Source organism: Rahnella sp. CJA17(1/100) (genome assembly GCF_963881615.1).
Lineage (GTDB): Bacteria > Pseudomonadota > Gammaproteobacteria > Enterobacterales > Enterobacteriaceae > Rahnella > Rahnella aceris.
The window spans coordinates 262081-279384 of sequence record NZ_CAWOJA010000011.1 but is presented as its reverse complement, the minus strand read 5'-3'; the positions used below and the strand labels follow the sequence as shown (position 1 = coordinate 279384).

16 protein-coding genes and 1 pseudogene are annotated in these 17304 nt (G+C 54.1%); 9 read left to right on the top strand and 8 right to left on the bottom strand.

What is annotated here, in order from left to right:
- Positions 1-5: 5 nt before the first annotated feature.
- The 3 genes from AACU55_RS07610 to AACU55_RS07600 all read right to left on the bottom strand — a co-directional run bounded on the left by AACU55_RS07610 (position 6) and on the right by AACU55_RS07600 (position 3552).
- Positions 6-944: an ABC transporter permease gene (locus tag AACU55_RS07610; RefSeq protein WP_051930984.1), complete on the bottom strand. Its 939-nt coding sequence runs from the start codon at positions 942-944 to the stop codon at positions 6-8.
- A 94-nt stretch (positions 945-1038) separates the two neighbouring features.
- Positions 1039-2580, bottom strand: coding sequence for an ABC transporter substrate-binding protein (locus tag AACU55_RS07605; RefSeq protein WP_173362124.1), 1542 nt, complete (start codon positions 2578-2580; stop codon positions 1039-1041).
- Positions 2581-2649: 69 nt separating this feature from the next.
- Positions 2650-3552: a homocysteine S-methyltransferase family protein gene (locus tag AACU55_RS07600; protein ID WP_134705348.1), complete on the bottom strand. Its 903-nt coding sequence runs from the start codon at positions 3550-3552 to the stop codon at positions 2650-2652.
- A gap of 644 nt (positions 3553-4196) precedes the next feature.
- Here AACU55_RS07600 and fhuE point away from each other — a divergent pair.
- The 9 genes from fhuE (at position 4197) to AACU55_RS07555 (ending at position 14634) form a co-directional block, all read left to right on the top strand.
- Positions 4197-6422 carry a ferric-rhodotorulic acid/ferric-coprogen receptor FhuE gene (gene fhuE, locus AACU55_RS07595; protein WP_134705346.1) on the top strand — a complete coding sequence of 742 codons (2226 nt, stop codon included), beginning with the start codon at positions 4197-4199 and terminating at the stop codon, positions 6420-6422.
- A 336-nt stretch (positions 6423-6758) separates the two neighbouring features.
- On the top strand, positions 6759-7796 hold the full coding sequence (locus AACU55_RS07590) for a dipeptidase (protein ID WP_134705345.1): 1038 nt from the start codon (positions 6759-6761) through the stop codon (positions 7794-7796).
- 170 nt (positions 7797-7966) lie between these two features.
- Positions 7967-8038: a pyrroloquinoline quinone precursor peptide PqqA gene (gene pqqA, locus AACU55_RS07585; RefSeq protein ID WP_013578120.1), complete on the top strand. Its 72-nt coding sequence runs from the start codon at positions 7967-7969 to the stop codon at positions 8036-8038.
- A gap of 58 nt (positions 8039-8096) precedes the next feature.
- On the top strand, positions 8097-9008 hold the full coding sequence (pqqB, locus tag AACU55_RS07580) for a pyrroloquinoline quinone biosynthesis protein PqqB (RefSeq protein WP_037032805.1): 912 nt from the start codon (positions 8097-8099) through the stop codon (positions 9006-9008).
- Between the two features lie 11 nt (positions 9009-9019).
- Complete coding sequence (gene pqqC / locus AACU55_RS07575; RefSeq protein WP_037032804.1) at positions 9020-9787, top strand: pyrroloquinoline-quinone synthase PqqC; 768 nt, start codon at positions 9020-9022, stop codon at positions 9785-9787.
- Between the two features lie 26 nt (positions 9788-9813).
- A complete protein-coding gene (gene pqqD, locus AACU55_RS07570; RefSeq protein ID WP_037033221.1) occupies positions 9814-10071 on the top strand; it encodes a pyrroloquinoline quinone biosynthesis peptide chaperone PqqD in 258 nt (85 codons plus the stop codon).
- Positions 10058-11191, top strand: coding sequence for a pyrroloquinoline quinone biosynthesis protein PqqE (pqqE, locus tag AACU55_RS07565; protein WP_037032803.1), 1134 nt, complete (start codon positions 10058-10060; stop codon positions 11189-11191). The genes pqqD and pqqE overlap by 14 nt, the downstream gene beginning before the upstream one ends.
- A gap of 7 nt (positions 11192-11198) precedes the next feature.
- Positions 11199-13391, top strand: coding sequence for a pyrroloquinoline quinone biosynthesis protein PqqF (gene pqqF / locus AACU55_RS07560; RefSeq protein ID WP_134705344.1), 2193 nt, complete (start codon positions 11199-11201; stop codon positions 13389-13391).
- 112 nt (positions 13392-13503) lie between these two features.
- Positions 13504-14634: a sensor domain-containing diguanylate cyclase gene (locus AACU55_RS07555; protein WP_134705343.1), complete on the top strand. Its 1131-nt coding sequence runs from the start codon at positions 13504-13506 to the stop codon at positions 14632-14634.
- A gap of 41 nt (positions 14635-14675) precedes the next feature.
- Here the strand turns inward: AACU55_RS07555 and lldD are convergent, their stop codons facing one another.
- The 5 genes and pseudogenes from lldD to AACU55_RS07530 form a co-directional block, all read right to left on the bottom strand.
- Positions 14676-15839, bottom strand: a complete 1164-nt coding sequence (lldD, locus tag AACU55_RS07550; RefSeq protein ID WP_013578113.1) for an FMN-dependent L-lactate dehydrogenase LldD — start codon at positions 15837-15839, stop codon at positions 14676-14678.
- A 202-nt stretch (positions 15840-16041) separates the two neighbouring features.
- A complete protein-coding gene (locus AACU55_RS07545) occupies positions 16042-16308 on the bottom strand; it encodes a hypothetical protein (RefSeq protein ID WP_072012245.1) in 267 nt (88 codons plus the stop codon).
- Entirely contained in the window at positions 16277-16495 is a 219-nt protein-coding gene (locus AACU55_RS07540) for a hypothetical protein (RefSeq protein ID WP_037032799.1), read from the bottom strand. The genes AACU55_RS07545 and AACU55_RS07540 overlap by 32 nt, the downstream gene beginning before the upstream one ends.
- A 95-nt stretch (positions 16496-16590) precedes the next feature.
- Positions 16591-16890 (bottom strand): annotated as a pseudogene (locus AACU55_RS07535) (iron dicitrate ABC transporter ATP-binding protein); the annotation flags it as partial.
- 159 nt (positions 16891-17049) lie between these two features.
- Complete coding sequence (locus AACU55_RS07530; protein WP_013578112.1) at positions 17050-17268, bottom strand: YgdI/YgdR family lipoprotein; 219 nt, start codon at positions 17266-17268, stop codon at positions 17050-17052.
- Positions 17269-17304: the final 36 nt, after the last annotated feature.

The window sequence follows — 17304 nt, the reverse complement described above, 5'->3', positions numbered from 1 at the left end:
AAGATTCAGCGGTTGTGGCGTAAACGCGGATTGGCGACCAGTGCCATCACATCCGCCAGCAAATTCAGCAGGATATAAATGCCAGCCAGCAGCAACGCGCAATCCTGCATCACCGGAATATCACGTTTGCTGATGCTGTCGACCATGTACTGCCCGAGTCCCGGATAAACAAATACGTTCTCAACAATCACCACACCGACCATCAGATATGCCAGATTGATCGCCACGACGTTGATGATCGGCCCCACGGCATTGGGCAATACGTGACGCCACAAAATGCGCGACGGCGACAGCCCTTTGAGCAACGCGGTATCGACATACGCCGAACTTTGCGCGGCAATCAGCGCGGCGCGGGTCATGTTGCTCATATGGCCGAGGATCGCCAGCACCAGCGTGGCACACGGCAGGGAAATGGCGGAGAGTTTAGCTGCCAGCGGCATATCCGCCGTAATACTGCTGTTGCTCGGCGCCCATGCCAGCGTGATGGCAAAAATCAGGATCAGCAGATAGCCGGAGAAAAATTCCGGCAGCGCGACGGTTGCGCGGGTGATGGCGTTGAGCAGCGTATCAATTACGCTGCCCTGATAACGAACGGAAATAAATCCGATCAGCAGCGCCAGCGGAACCGCAATCGCGGCGGTACATCCGGCCAGAAACAACGTGTTGCCCAGGCGGGTAAACAGCGGGCCGCTGATGGCTTCACGGGTGGAGAAACTGGTGCCAAAATCGCCGTGCAACACACCGGCCAACCAGCTCAGATAACGGCTGACTGCCGGTTTATCCAGCCCCAGTTGCAAGTTCAGTTCGCGGATGGCATCCGGCGTGGCGCTCTGGCCGAGGATCGCCGTCGCAGCATTGCCCGGCAGCAGTTGCACACCGGCAAAAATCAGCACGGAAACTGCCAGCACCACCAGCACGCCATAAAACAGGCGTATCAGCACCATGCTCAGCAAGCTGGAATGAGGTTGCGAAAAACGGCCCGCAGGCCGTTGAGTCGCTTTCTGTTGTGCAGATAAGTCAGACATATTTTTACCCGGTTCAGCCTTCGATCCAGACTTTCTCTGCCGCACGGTTACCGCTCAGCGGCATCCCGGGAACGGACGTGAACCCTTTGATTTTGGCGGAACAACCGTCGAGTGCATCGGCATACAGCGGAATGATCTCGCTGCCCTGATCAACCAGCATCACCTGAATATCATGGTAAATCTGTTTGCGGCGCGCTTCGTCCGCTTCACCGCGCGCGGCTTTCACCATCGCATCGAAAGCCGGTACGTGCCACGCGGATTCGTTCCATGAAGACTGGCTGGTGAACACCAGCGAGAGCAGCGCATCGGCGGTCGGACGGTTCGCCCAGTTCGACGACACGAAGGCTTTCTTCTGCCAGATATCATTCCAGAACGCATCGTCCGGCACGCGCACCACATTCAGATTAATGCCAGCTTTGGCGGCGGATTGCTGATAAAGCTGACCGGCATCAACCGCACCAGGGAAACCGGCATCGGCAACGTTCAGGGTCAGCGGGCCGCTGAACCCGGATTTCTTCCAGTGGAACTGGGCTTTTTCAGGGTCGTACGGCCGCTGCGGAATGTCTTTCGCGAAGTAACGGTTCGACGGGAAAATCGGGTTATCGTTCGCCACGCTGGCGTAGCCGCCGAGCACGGTATCGATAATTTTCTGACGATCGATGGCGTATTTCAGCGCCAGACGGCCATCAACGTTATCGAACGGCGCCAGATTCGACAGCCCCGGGAAGGTATAAATCATACTGTCTTTGGCGCGCACCAGTTTCAGGTTCGGCATACGTTCGATGCGGCTGACGATGCGCGGATTCACACGGTTAATCAATTGTGCCGAACCACTGACCAGTGCCGCCACACGGGCCGTTGAATCATTCATCGCCAGCGTTTCGACAGAATCGACATGCCCGCGTTCGCTGTTCCAGTAGTTCGGATTGCGTTTAGTGAGCGTAGAGACGCCCGGCTGGAATTTCTCAAGGATAAATGCGCCGGTACCGATGCCTTTGTCAAAGTTTTCATTTTCAGCGGTAATGGCGAAATGCACGGCGCTCAGCAGCCAGACGAATTCAACGTCCGGCGCGGTCAGTTTAATCGTGACTTCATGGTCGCCGGTGGCTTCAATTGAACTGACGGTATCGAGATAACCTTTCACCGGCGAGGTGGATTTCTCACCACGATGGTGATTCAGGGAGTACACCACATCTTTCGCGCCCAGCGAGCGGCCATCGTGGAACTGCACGCCCTGACGAATTTTCAGCACCCAGGTTTTGCTGCCGTCGGTTGAGGCCCAGGCTTCAGCCAGTGATGGGGCCAGTCTGGCGTTTTCGTCGATTTCCACCAGATTGTTAAACATCTGAGAACCGACGAAATACATGTAAGTTTCGAACCAGAATGCCGGATCCAGACGGTCAGTGCTGGAAGCGTTATCCACACCGACAACCAGATGCCCGCCTTTTTTCGGCTTTTCTGCCTCCGCAGCAAAGGCATTGCCCAGCCACAAAGAGTGGGTAGCCGCAGCAACGGAAAGTGCCCCCGCACTTTTGATAAACGAACGACGATCAATCATGTTTTTCCCCTGTCTGCGAAGAATGCATCTTCAGAATTAATGTGCGTTTTATTCTTTTTATGGATGTTATTTAGCGAAGGCCTGCTTAAGCGCGGCGATGTGTTCCGGCCCGATCCCGCAACATCCCCCGACCATGGTGGCACCCTGCGCCACCCAGTCTTTCGCGAAATCAAGATATCCGGCAGGATCAGTGTCCTGACGCATTTTGCTCAACCCTTCGTTGGCACCGCGCTGATTATCGGAAGGTTCGAAAGCATTGGCATACACGCCGATATCAAGCGCAGATCCCTGCGCCGTCAGTGCGGCACGCGCGGATTTCACCGCCGTCGCCATCACTTCAGGCCGGCTGCAATTGAACAGCACCGCACCGGCAGAAATCCGTAATGCGCCGTTTACGGCATCATCAACTGATTCGCCGGAGCGCAGCAGCGCATTGCCATTTTCATCAAGATTGTCCTGCAAGGTAAAAGACAGCCATAGCGGACGCGGGTCATCGCCGAGCACATCACGCACGGCTTCGACTTCCGCCACAGAGCTTTGCGTTTCAGCCAGCCAGACATCGACGCTGTCCGTCAGATTATTCACCAGCACTTGCAGTAATTTTTTGGCTGCCACCGGTTCGAACAGGTCCGGACGATAAGACCCGAGAACCGGAGGAAGTGAACCCGCGACCAGCACATCAGCCGGTGCAGCATCCGCTGCTTCCCGCGCCAGCTTGCCGGAAAGCGCAATCAGCGCCGCGCCCTGCTCCGCAAAAACATCTTCACTAATATGGAACGGCACCACGGCGTAACTGTTGGTGGTGATGACCTGAGAACCGGCAGCAATAAAAGCATCGTGAGCGGCTCGCACAAACTCCGGAGCCTCCATCAGTGCCAGCGCAGACCATTCAGGCTGACGAAAAGGAGCGCCCATCCGGGCCAGTTCGCGCCCCATGCCGCCGTCGAGGATTTTAACGTTACTGAACATTGTGTCACCGCCGTTGTATTTTTCTTAGCCGAATCAAACGTTAATCCGGCAGGTAGTGACACTCTACAAAACGAACGTTTAGATGTCTAGATTTCTTAATGGCTAAAAGGTGGGTTTTTAATGGCAAATTGGTCTCACTCACCGTGAGGTCCGGACCCGGACAATTTCGGTTTCTCAAGTGCGGCGATCACTTAACGCGCTGCGCCGAAACCGCCCAAGAGGGAAAAGTGCTTTTTCCCTCTTGGATCTCCCTTCGCTTTTTCAACACGCGCTATCGCTCGCTGGCTATGTTTCAGGTAGCACAGCGACAGGCTGGAAATCTTGCCGCTGCGCGGTGCCTTCATTTCGGGATTGCAGCCTCAGGTCTGCAACCTCTCATTCAGCAAGCTTTCTGAATCGCCCGCAGGATCTTAAATTCAACAACAGAGTGTTTTATCTTTGCTCCTCCCCCTGTCTGTAATATTTATTTACATCGTTAAACCCAATGCGTATTATTCTCATTCGCTTTATTAACCATGACCATTTTATCTTGTCCAGCCCTTGTTCCCGGGGATTCTGGCGGGATTTGCTCATGCAGATAAAGCCGTATTCATACAAAAATGCCGTGGCTTAAAAATAATAAAATAACCGTGTGGAGAATAGTTATGTGTGTCTTTTCAGGGAATTGCGTTGTCAGGAACAATAAGCAAAATATTCATAATAATTCAGGAAAGAAACTTTCACTTTCAGTGATCGCATTGTTAATTTCGTCGTCTTTGCATTCTGCTTATGCCGCAGAAACTCCCGCTAAAAAAACGGCGGGCGATACCGTTGTCGTGACCGGTGAGAATAATAGCGCAGGGGTCGCGGAGACTGCCGCCACCGATTACAGTGTTCCGGTCACCACTGCGGGCACAAAAATGGCCCTGACGGCGCGTGATATTCCGCAATCCGTCAGTATCATCAGCAAGCAACGTATGCAGGATCAGCAACTGCAATCTCTGGGTGATGTGCTGAGAAACACCACCGGTATTCAGGAAAGCGTCTCGGATCTCGACCGCCGTACTTATTACGCGCGTGGCTTTCTGATCGACAACTACATGGTCGATAACATTCCGACCACCTTCGACCCGCGCTGGGATCTGGGTGATTCCCAGTCTGACACGGCGATTTATGAACGTATCGAAGTGGTGCGCGGTGCAACCGGTCTGATGACCGGCCCCGGCAACCCGTCAGCTTCCGTCAATCAGGTGCGTAAACACGCCGACAGCAAAGAATTCACCGGCAATGTTTCTGCTACTTACGGTAGCTGGAATAAACAACGTTACGTGGCGGATTTATCCACACCGCTGAACGAATCCGGCAGCGTACGTGGCCGCCTGATCACCGGTTATCAGGACAAAAACAGCTACGTTGAACGCTACGGCGCCACCAAAAAATTCGTCTATGCCACCGTGGATGCCGACCTCACCGATTCCACCCTGCTTTCCGCAGGCTACGAATTCCAGCAAACCAACACCGACAGCCCGACCTGGGGCGGTATGCCGCGCTGGTATCTGGACGGCAGCAAAACCGATTATCGTCGCGGCTTTAACTCCGCACCGGACTGGGCGTACAGCGATAAAGAAACGACTAAGCTGTTCACCACCCTGAAGCAGTCGTTCGATAACGGCTGGCAGGCCACGCTGAACGGCACCCATACCGAATCCCATATCGACAGTAAGATGATGTATATCGACGGGACATTCGATAAAACCACCGGCGTCGGCGAATCCGCTTATGCCGGTTATCCGGTGGTGGCGGGAACCGGTTATAACACCGGTAAACGTAAAGTCGATGGTGCGGATGCCTTTGCCAGCGGCCCGTATGAACTGTTTGGCCGTCAGCATGAACTGATGACCGGTGTGAGCTACAGCAAACAGCAGAACACCTATTACAGTTCATTTGCCAATATCTCAACCGAAGAACTGGGCAATTTTAACGATTTCAACGGTCAGTTCCCTGAAACTGACTGGGGTCCGCGCGCGCTGGCGGAAGAAAATGTTATTCGTCAGAAATCGGCTTACGTGGCTACGCGTCTTTCACTGGCGGATCCGCTGCACCTGATCGTTGGCGCACGCTACACCAACTGGAATTCTCACACGCTCACCGACCAGATCGAAAAGAACAACATCACGCCGTACGCCGGTCTGGTGTTCGACATCAACGATACCTGGTCGACCTATGCGAGCTACACCTCAGTGTTCCAGCCGCAAACTTACCGCGATATCAACGGCGGCTACCTTTCACCGGTCATCGGCAAAAACTACGAAGCGGGCGTAAAATCTGACTGGTTTAACAGCCGTCTGACCGCGTCGGTTTCTATCTTCCGCGCGGAGCTGGATAACGTGGCACAAAGCACCGGCCGCATTATTCCTGGCACAACCGATACCGCCTATGAAGGCAAAAACGGCACCGTCAGCCGCGGCGTGGAATTTGAAGTGAACGGCGCGCTGACCGATAACTGGCAGATGACGTTCGGCGGTACCCGTTACATTGCAGAAGATGAAAATGGCGATGCAGTTAATCCGCAACTGCCGCGCACCCAGCTAAAACTGTTCTCGAGCTACCGTCTGCCGATGTTGCAGGATCTGACCGTCGGCGGTGGCGTGAACTGGCAGACCCACGTCTGGGATACCGTTCCGGGGCCAAGCGGCAACGGCACCCGTTATGCGGAACAAGGCAGCTACGCGCTGGTTAACCTGTTCAGTCGTTATCAGGTCACCAGACAACTGGCGGTGCAGGCCAACGTGAATAATCTGTTTGACAAAGAATATGACACCAGCGTGAACCAGTATGTGGTCTACGGCGAACCAAGGAATGTGTCGGTGACGGCGAGCTATAGTTTCTGATTTGCTGAGGCCGCAGCAATAATTCAAATGCAGAATGTTTTTCTGTTTGCTCCTCCCCCTGCGAAGGGGGAGGTTGGGAGGGGGTTTTAATGGCTAATTCTTTGTAAAAGCACACTTTAACTATTGGATTTTGACCTTAATACCCCACCCCAACCCTCCCCTTCGCAGGGGAGGGAGCTGACTGAGATTTGCCTGACCAGCAGACAAAAGGTCAAAGCCGTATTTTTCTTTCACCTCCACATGAAAACAAGTCAGTCAAATCACTTAACATCACCCAAACAAACCATTACATATTCCGCATACATTTTCGTGCTTTTATAAAGTACCATTAACATCATGAACACCATTCCACATCCCCCTGTTTTCGACGGTCATAACGACCTGTTACTGCGCCTGTGGCTGCATGATGCAGCAGATCCTGCTGCCCTGTTTCTTGATGGCTCACTGGAAGGACATCTCGATCTCAGGCGTTGTCGCCTCGGTGGCTTCGCGGGTGGCTTATTTGCCATTTTCGTACCACCTGCTTCGTATATGCCACAACTGAAGCCAAATTCTCCGGCTGTGCCTCATGACGCGTTAGCCATCACACAGGCACAGATTTCACTGCTGGAACGGATCGAAACACAGTCATCCGGGCGGGCAAAAATCTGCCGGACGGTCGCCGAAATTGCGCAGTGTATCGCTCACGACGTGCTGGCAATGGTGATGCATATTGAAGGCGCGGAAGCGCTGGGAGATGGCTTCTCGCGGCTGGAATTCTGGTATGAAAAAGGGCTGCGCAGTATCGGGCCTCTGTGGAATTTACCCAATCAGTTTGGGACCGGCGTGAAAGGCGATTTTCCGGGTTCGCCGGATACCGGTGAAGGCCTGACGCCCGCCGGGCTTGGATTGCTGCGTGAGTGTAACCGGAAAAGGATCTTGTTCGATGTCTCGCACATGAACGAAAAGGCCTTCTGGCAGACAGCAAAATTCAGCGATGCACCGCTGGTTGCCACCCATTCAAATGTGCATGCGCTATGCCCGCAACCGCGAAACCTGACCGATAAACAACTGGCTGCCATCGCGGAAAGCGACGGCTTTGTTGGCGTTAATTTCGGCACAGCGTTTCTGCGGGCAGATGGAAAACGTAACGGTGACACCCCAATCACCGAAATTGTTAAACATCTTGATAACCTTCTTGGTAAACTGGGCGAAGAAAATGTCGGTTTTGGTTCGGATTTCGACGGCATCAACGTGCCGGATGTCCTCGGCGATGTCGCCGGATTGCCGTTACTGATTCAGGCCATGTCTGATGCGGGTTACGGCGACGTATTGATCGAAAAAATCGCCTGCCGTAACTGGCTGAAAGTATTAAAGCAAACGTGGGGTGAATAGTTTTTCATCCGGCATTTTGCGCTAATCCCTGTGGCTTACAGGGCAATATCGGTTTGAGCTCATCGCAACATTTTCTTAGCCAAACCAGCGATATTTGACAATAAGCCGATCACCTGCCGCAATTAAAGCGGCAGTGAACTTAAAACTGTAATCACCAAGAGGACGTAATTATGTGGACTAAACCTTCTTTCGAAGACCTGCGTTTAGGCTTAGAAGTGACGCTGTACATTTCTAACCGCTAAGCCCTTGTGCCCACGGTTAACTGTGGGCATCTTCCTTCCCTTTCCCCCTGGTTCTCACATGCAGATTATCGTACTTGGTTCCGCGGCAGGCGGCGGCTTCCCTCAGTGGAACTGCAATTGCAGCAACTGTCAGGGCGTTCGCAACGGCACCATGAAAACCTCTCCGCGGACCCAGTCGTCAATTGCCGTCAGCGACAATGGCACCGACTGGGTGCTGTGTAACGCCTCGCCGGACATTTGCCACCAGATTGCCGCCACGCCGGAACTGATAAAACACGACGTTTTACGCGGCACCGCCATCGGCTCCATCATCCTGACCGACAGCCAGATTGATCACTGCACCGGCCTGCTGAATTTACGCGAAGGCTGCCCGCATCAGGTGTGGTGTACGCCGGAAGTGCATGAAGATCTCACCACCGGCTTCCCGATTTTCACCATGCTTTCGCACTGGAATGGCGGCCTGCAACACCACGCTATCGCGCCGGAGAAGCGCTTCTCCGTGGCCGTGTGCCCGAATCTGACATTCACGGCCATTCCGCTGCTGAGTAACGCGCCGCCTTATTCGAAATACCGCGGCAAACCGCTCCCCGGCCACAATATCGCGCTGTTTATTGAAGACACGAAAACCGGCACCTCGCTGCTGTACGCACCGGGTCTGGGCGAGCCAGATGATGAACTGCTGAAGTGGCTGCATAAAGCCGATTGCCTGCTGATTGACGGCACGCTGTGGCAGGACAACGAGCTGGCGACCACCGGCGTCGGCCGCAATACCGGCAAAGACATGGGCCATCTGGCCCTTGCCGAAGAACAAGGGCTGATTGCCCTGCTGTCTTCCCTTCCGGCAGAACGCAAAATTCTCATCCATATTAATAATACCAACCCGATCCTCAATGAAGCCTCTGCCGAGCGGCAGGCACTGACGCAGCAAAACATCGAAGTCAGCTGGGACGGGATGCGCATCGAACTTTAGGTAAAACGATTATGACGACATCTTCAAACCGGACGTCACCGATGACGCCGGAAGCTTTTGAACAGGCGCTGCGGGCCAAAGGCGCGTTTTATCACATCCATCATCCGTACCATATTGCGATGCATAACGGTCAGGCGACGCGCGAGCAAATTCAGGGCTGGGTAGCGAACCGGTTCTATTATCAGACCAGCATTCCGCTGAAAGACGCGGCCATTATGGCCAATTGCCCGGATGCGCAAACCCGACGCAAATGGGTACAGCGTATTCTCGATCACGACGGATACGGCGGCAGTGAAGGCGGTATCGAAGCCTGGCTGCGACTGGGGGAAGCGGTCGGTCTGGATCGTGATGTGCTGCTTTCAGAAGAAAGGGTGTTACCGGGCGTGCGTTTTGCGGTCGATGCTTACGTTAACTTTGCCCGCCGCGCCGTCTGGCAGGAAGCCGCCTGCAGCTCACTGACCGAACTGTTTGCCCCGCAAATCCATCAGGCTCGTCTCGATACCTGGCCGCAGCATTACAAATGGATTGAGGAAGAAGGTTATGGCTATTTCCGCAGCCGTCTGAGCCAGGCGAATCGCGACGTGGAACACGGCCTGCAACTGGCGCTGGAATACTGCGATACCGTCGAAAAACAGCAGCGCATGCTGGAAATCCTGCAATTCAAACTCGACATTCTGTGGAGCATGCTCGATGCCATGAGCATGGCTTACGAACTGAACCGCCCGCCGTACCACAGCGTGACGCAACAGGCGGTCTGGCATAAAGGACGACTTCTGTGATCACCATTACCGAACACTACACGCCGATGTTCCGTCGCGGCTACCGCATGCAGTTTGAGAAAACGCAGGACTGCCACGTGATTCTGTATCCGGAAGGGATGGCGAAACTTAACGACAGCGCGACCTTCATTTTGCAACTGGTCGACGGCGAGCGGACGATTGCCAATATCATCGATGAGCTGAATGCCCGCTTCCCGGAAGCCGGTGGCGTGAATGATGACGTCAAAGATTTCTTCGCTCAGGCCCATGCTCAAAAGTGGATTACCTTCCGTGAACCTGCTTAAACCTGCGGTCAAACCACCGTTGTGGCTGCTGGCCGAACTGACCTACCGCTGCCCGTTGCAATGTCCGTATTGCTCGAACCCGCTCGATTTCGCCAAACAGGAAAAAGAGCTGACCACCGCACAGTGGATCAAAGTGTTCGAAGAAGCGCGGGAAATGGGCGCAGTGCAAATCGGTTTCTCCGGCGGCGAGCCATTGGTGCGTAAAGATTTGCCTGAGCTTATCCGCGCTGCCCGCGATCTCGGTTTTTACACCAACCTGATCACGTCCGGTATCGGGCTGACCGAGAAGAAAATCGATGCGTTTGCCGAAGCCGGACTGGATCATATTCAGATCAGTTTTCAGGCCAGCGACGAAACGCTGAACGCCGCACTGGCGGGTAACGCCAAAGCCTTCCGGCAAAAACTGGAGATGGCAAAAGCGGTGAAAGCCCACGGTTATCCGATGGTGCTGAACTTCGTGCTGCACCGCCATAACATCGACCAGATCGACAAGATTATCGACCTGAGTATCGAGCTGGAAGCCGATGACGTGGAGCTGGCGACCTGTCAGTTTTACGGCTGGGCACAACTTAATCGCGAAGGACTATTGCCGACCCGCGAGCAGATCGCCCGCGCCGAAAATGTGGTGCATCAGTATCGCGAGAAAATGGCGGGCACCGGTAATCTGGCCAACCTGCTGTTTGTGACGCCCGATTATTACGAAGAACGTCCGAAAGGCTGCATGGGCGGCTGGGGAGCGATATTCCTCAGTGTGACGCCGGAAGGTATGGCGCTGCCGTGCCACAGCGCGCGTCAGTTGCCGGTCGAATTCCCGTCTGTACTGGAAAATACCTTGCAGGAAATCTGGTACGACTCGTTCGGCTTTAACAAATACCGCGGCTTCGACTGGATGCCGGAACCCTGCCGTTCCTGTTCTGAAAAAGAGAAAGACTTCGGCGGCTGCCGCTGTCAGGCGTTTATGCTCACCGGCAACGCCGACAACGCCGATCCGGTGTGCTCCAAATCCGAACATCATGGCAAAATTCTGGCAGCTCGCGAACAGGCCAACTGCACCAACATTCAGATCAATCAGTTGCAGTTCCGCAACCGCGCGAACTCGCAGTTGATTTTTAAAGGCTGAGGGTCTGATGCTGCCAGCCGTACACACCCTGACACTGGCTAACGGATTGCGGGCCAATATTCTTCATGACCCGCAGGCTTCCCGCGCCGCCGCGCTGGTTCATCTCAATGCCGGAAGCCATCACGAACCGCAGCACTTTCCCGGGCTGGCGCATCTGTTTGAGCATGTGGTGTTTGCCGGAAGCCATCAGTTTCAGGGCGATGACCGGCTGATGATGTGGGCGCAGTCCGAAGGGGCGCGACTCAACGCCAGCACGCACGCCACCTCGACGGCGTGGTTTTTCGATATGACACCGGCAAAGTTTGCAGACGGTCTGGCGCGTCTGACGGACATGCTGGCGCAACCTTTGCTGGCAACGGAGGCCGTGCAGCAGGAAGTGGCGGTGATCGACGCCGAATACCGCATGCTGACCGGTCATGCGGATTCCCTTTGTGATGCGGCCCTGAGTCTGGCCTTTGCGGCTCCGGCACAACTGCATGATTTTCACGTCGGTAACCGTACCGCTTTCGGAGAGGATATTTCCGCTCTGCAACAGGCACTGACGGACTATCATCAGCAATTCTTCACCGCAGGGCAGCTCACGTTGTGGTTACAGGGGCCGCAATCTGTCGCTGAACTGACCACGCTGGCAGAGCGTTACGGCAATGCCTTTGTTGCCTGCAACGGTTCTCAGCCAGCGCCTGCTCAGCCTCTGGTATTGCGCGACGAACGCCATCTGCAATTGCGTCTTGACGGGTCACCACGACTGCGTTTTTCGTTCCCGGTCACGCCCTCGCCCGCGCTGACGTTATTGCGTCAGTTCCTGGCGGATGAAGCGCCGGGCAGTTTGCTGGATCAACTTCGAACCCAGGCGCTGGCAGACAGCGTGCAGGTTTCGCTGCCGTACGCATCCGCCCGTGACGCTATTCTCAGTATTGAATTTCTCGTCTGCGATACCACGCATGCTTTATGTGCACGTGTGGAAACACTGTTCTGCCACTGGCTGCAACAGATTCATGCTTTAGGCACCGGGGATTTGCAACATTACACTGCCCTCGCGCATCGCGATTTCAGCCGCCTGACGCCGCTGGATCAACTGCGCGCCCGCACCCTGGATTTCCCGCCCGCCGCGCATAACGGCTGGCAGATATTGCTCAGTGAGTTAAAGCCGGAAAACATGACGCGGCTGTGGATTGCGCCGGATGTGTCTGGTCAAAACACCCCGGTAAAAGGCTTCACCCTGCCGGTCAGTTTTAAAGAATGGCAATCACAATGTGACAACGTCACGAAATCACCTTTTAGGTTTTACCTCCCGTCCGCCGGAATCACGCTTAAAACAGGGGAAAGCATCCTGACCACCGGTGCCCCGCTCACCTTACTTCAGGCGTGCATCGCCCGCGCCAGCCTGCGCGCCCTTTACGCGCAATCTGCCCATGCAGGTCATTCTCTGGTGTTTACCTGTGCGCAGGGCAACGGATTATTACAACTTAGCGGCTCTCAGGCATGGGCGACGCGCACGCTCGCCACGGCGCTCGAACTGCTGCGCACGCCTTCTCCCGCCGCGCTGGCACAAGGCAAACGGCTGTTTGAGCAGGAACAGCATCAGCTGGCATCGGATATCGCGATACGCACCCTGCTGGCAAAACTGCCGGAAGTGGTCAGCAGCTCGTCAGGCGGAGTGCATGAATTCACGACCGCCGGAGACGATGCTGCGGTATTGCTATTCTGTCCGCTGGCGGAAAACACCGCTGAATGCCTGGCCGCCACGCAGATTTTAGCGTCGTTCCTCGAACCCAAATTCTTCCAGCAATTGCGCGTCGAAAAAAATGTCGGATACGTAGTGAGTTGCCGTTTCCATCAGACCGCCCGCCAGTCCGGCATTTTGTTTGCATTACAATCGCCGACGTATAGCGCAGAAACACTGCTGGGGTTTATCCATACGTTTATCGCGCAGATCCCGGCCATCATTGACGGCATTACCCCGGAGGCACTGGAAGAAAAGCGCTGCGTGTTGCGGGAATCGCTTAGCGCGCGGCCCGCTGACAGGCTGGAAGCGGCGAGGCAGCAATGGTTAGGGGAGTTTGCCTTTGCGCCCCCCGTGAATGAGATGATCATCGCGGGAGTAACTGCGGAACAACTGGCTGCCTGTCTGGGAACACCGGACAACGCCTTCCCCTGCGAAGGTGAGGGTTGGGGTATTATAAAAAAATCAAGAAGTTGATGTCTGCTTTGGCCATCGTTTCGTCCTTAAAACCCCTCCCGGCCTCCGCAGGGGGAGGAGTAAAAACTCTTCTTCGTCTACACTATCCACGAAGACGACGTTAAGGAAAACCATGCAAAAAACCACTCACACGCGGCAAGACACAGCGTTTAACGCCCTGCTGGATCACTATAAAAAAGCGTCACTGCGCATCAGCGCTATCTGGTTGCTGCTCGCCAATCTTGGTTTTGTGCTTTTTTTATTCGGACGTCATCAGTTCAGGGTATTACTGGATCCGAACGCCGACGTGGCGGTTTCCGGTCCGGTGCTGGATAATTTAGCCCTGATTTTCCTGGTATTTTTTATCATTCTTTTGCCCGTGCTGCGCTTCATACGCTCACGTACGCCCGCGATGATACTGGCGTTTCTGGTCGGTTTATTCTGGGCCGTGGTGTTTCATTTCATGCTGGCCAGTGACACGCAGCAACAACTGGTCTTCCCGCTGTTCTGTATGCTGATTTTTACGGCGCTGATTGCGCTGTACCCGACCATGCCGATCCTTTACAGCTTCACATTACCGCTGTGGTTTTCATTATTTTTTCATCTGGTACTGCTGAAAGAGGATATTCCGATTCTGGAAATCGCTGCGATGATTGTCGTCAGCGCCCTGTTTGAAAGCGCGCGTATTATGCTCAGCCGCTGGTTTGTCCTTTCTGTCAGGCGGGAATGCGACAACCAGTTGCTGGTCAGCAAGCTGGATAATCTGGCGCATTATGATCCGCTGACGGGCGTAGCGAACCGCCGCCAGCTTGATAATCAGCTTGAACAACTGATTGCGCAAACGGAACGTCAGGGCGGCACCTTTTCCCTGATCATGATTGACGTGGATTATTTCAAAAAATACAACGACCATTACGGCCATCAGGCCGGAGATACTTGTCTGGTGGGCATCGCGGAGTGTTTCAAACAGGTCGTAAGACAACCGGCCGATCTGGTGGCCCGTTATGGCGGTGAGGAGTTTGTGATCCTGCTGCACAGCGCCACCGCCGACGATGCGGAGGTCGTCGCGGAACGCATCAGGCAAAGCGTAACGCAGGCGGCTATCCCGCACGCCTTATCACAGGTGGCAGACACGGTGACGGTCAGCCAGGGCATTATGCAATGGTCGCCGGGCATGACTTCGCTGGAATTACTCAAACGTGCCGACGGTGCGCTGTATGACGCCAAACATGCGGGCAGAAACGGCTATTGCGTGGGGGAATGAAACAGGGCGTGGCTTCAAACGGAAGTTGCGCCCTCTGCATTTTACAAGGTCGCGCGATGCACCTGATTCCGTCCGTAAACCAGCGAATCGCCACTGATATCAGCAATGGATTTCGCCCCGGTCAGTGTCATCGCTACCCGCATTTCTTTTTCGATCAGGTTCAGCAGATTAATGACCCCAGCCTCGCCCGCCGCCGCCAGCGCATACACAAACGCCCTGCCCAGCAGCACGCTGTCTGCACCGAGCGCAATCATGCGGACCACGTCCAGACCGGTGCGAATGCCGGAATCGGCGAGAATGGTGATGTCACCTTTCACCGCGTCTGCAATAGCCGGCAGTGCGTGGGCGGTGGACAACACACCGTCAAGCTGACGGCCGCCGTGGTTGGAGACCACAATGCCATCAGCACCAAATTTCACCGCGTCTTTTGCATCTTCCGGATCCAGAATCCCTTTGATAATCATCGGGCCTTTCCAGAACTCACGGATCCATTCCAGATCTTTCCATGAAATCGACGGGTCGAAGTTCGCGCCCAGCCAGCCGATATAATCCTCCAGCGTGGTGGGTTTGCCGCGATAAGCGGAAACATTACCCAGATCATGCGGTTTGCCATTCAGCCCCACATCCCAGGCCCATTGCGGATGCATGACCGCCTGCAACATGCGGCGTGCAGCGGCGTTTGGACCGCTCATGCCGGAATGCGCATCGCGATAACGTGCGCCGGGCGTCGGCATATCCACGGTAAACACCAGTGTTTTAACCCCCGCCGCCTGCGCGCGTTCCAGCGCATTGCGCATGAAACCCCGGTCTTTCAACACATAAAGCTGGAACCACATCGGCCGGTCGATGGCCGGTGCAACCTCTTCAATCGGACAGACAGAGACGGTGGAAAGCGTGAAAGGAATGCCTTTTTTCGCCGCCGCGCGGGCAGCCTGCACTTCGCCGCGTCGTGCGTACATACCGGTCAGACCGACCGGTGCCAGCACGACGGGCATCGCCAGTTTTTCGCCAAACAGTTGTGTCTCAAGACTGAGATCGGACATGTTTTTGAGGATGCGCTGACGCAAGGCGATGTCGGCCAGATCGGCGGTATTACGTCTGAGCGTATGCTCGTTGTAAGCGCCGCCGTCGATGTAATGAAACAGGAATGGCGGCAGTTTACTTTTTGCCGCGGCGCGGTAATCCGTTGATGCAGAAATGATCATGATGTTTTCTCGTTATCTTGCGCTCTTTTGATTGGCGCTGTAGGGGTGTCAAAAGTGTAGCTGATAAACACAACCTGAGAGAAAACAATGGCAACGAAAAACCATATTTTTACGCGGCAGAGCATGGGAGTAGAAAGAAGGAGAAATCTTGAAAATGCGCGGCGGGTTTAATCTCGCCGCGTTGATAATGTCCGCGGATTCATCATTTATCGGGTTTGTTCAGATGCCAGTGTAAAAGCCTGACGATCACCTGATACAAAATAACTGTGATAACAGGACAAATAATAAATAGCGTCAATCCGATAAAGCCTTCAACGTCTGGTTCTCCAAATAACGCGGCTGTATCATTCCAGAAGATATATTGTTCTTTAGTCACAGGGTATGAAGGCCGCAGAATAAGAAAAACCAGAACGTAAATGCCCACTGCAATTAATATTCTAAATCCCGTTGTCACACGACGCCTGCCCATTCAGGATCACCTCTATCATTCCATAACTCATTAAACCATTGGGTAATTCTGTCTGCCGGGTAGACATCAAGGCCTGACGAATAGCCATAAAATCACTGCGATGCTGAAGGGTGAAAGTACCTGCGCCGAACCTCTTCAGTGGTAAAAAACACACATCATTAACGACAAATTTTCCATGCAAGGTCATGAAGCATCATCCTTAAATTTAACTTAACACGAGATTTTACAAGTTTGAATGACAAAAAAGCATGACGCTCGCGCCACAATCTATAACACCCCATTTCACCGCACAATACACATCGGCCTGCCCGACGCCGGTTCAGGGTAGATTTGCGCATCGATATCAAAAACCTGCGCCAGTAATTCGGGTGTCATCACCTCTTCCGGCGTGCCCTGCGCGATAATTTTGCCCGCCGCCATCATCACCAGATAATCACAATAGCGGCTGGCCTGATTCAAATCGTGCAGCACCGCCACCCGCGTTTTCCCCTGCTGATTCTGACTGCGCAGCAGGTTCATCAGCTCAACCTGATGGCTGATATCAAGATAGGTGGTCGGCTCGTCGAGCAACATCAGCGGTGTCAGCAAACGTGCTCTATTTCCCCTTAAACCAGACCCTAAAAGGAAATTTATACGTTTCGGGCTGGCAATCGGCTATAACTTTCTGAGAAAGAGATATATATTTTTACCCCGCAGATGACGCCATTAATAATATTAATGGCGGTTCCTGTGCCAGCGCACTTATTTTTCGACAATCTCTTTTACGTCACCCTGATGAACCTGGTGAACACTGCCATCAGTATCTTTATAAGAGATCAGACCGGTATCTTTGTCTTTCACCGGCTTGCCATGTGTTGTAATCATATGCCCGTCATTGGTTGAAATGACATAGTCACTGGAACAGGCACTGACAGCAAACATGATGCCCATAACAGCCACTACGCTTAATACTTTTTTCATCATAACTCCTGTTGAATTTTAACGCTAAATATCCGA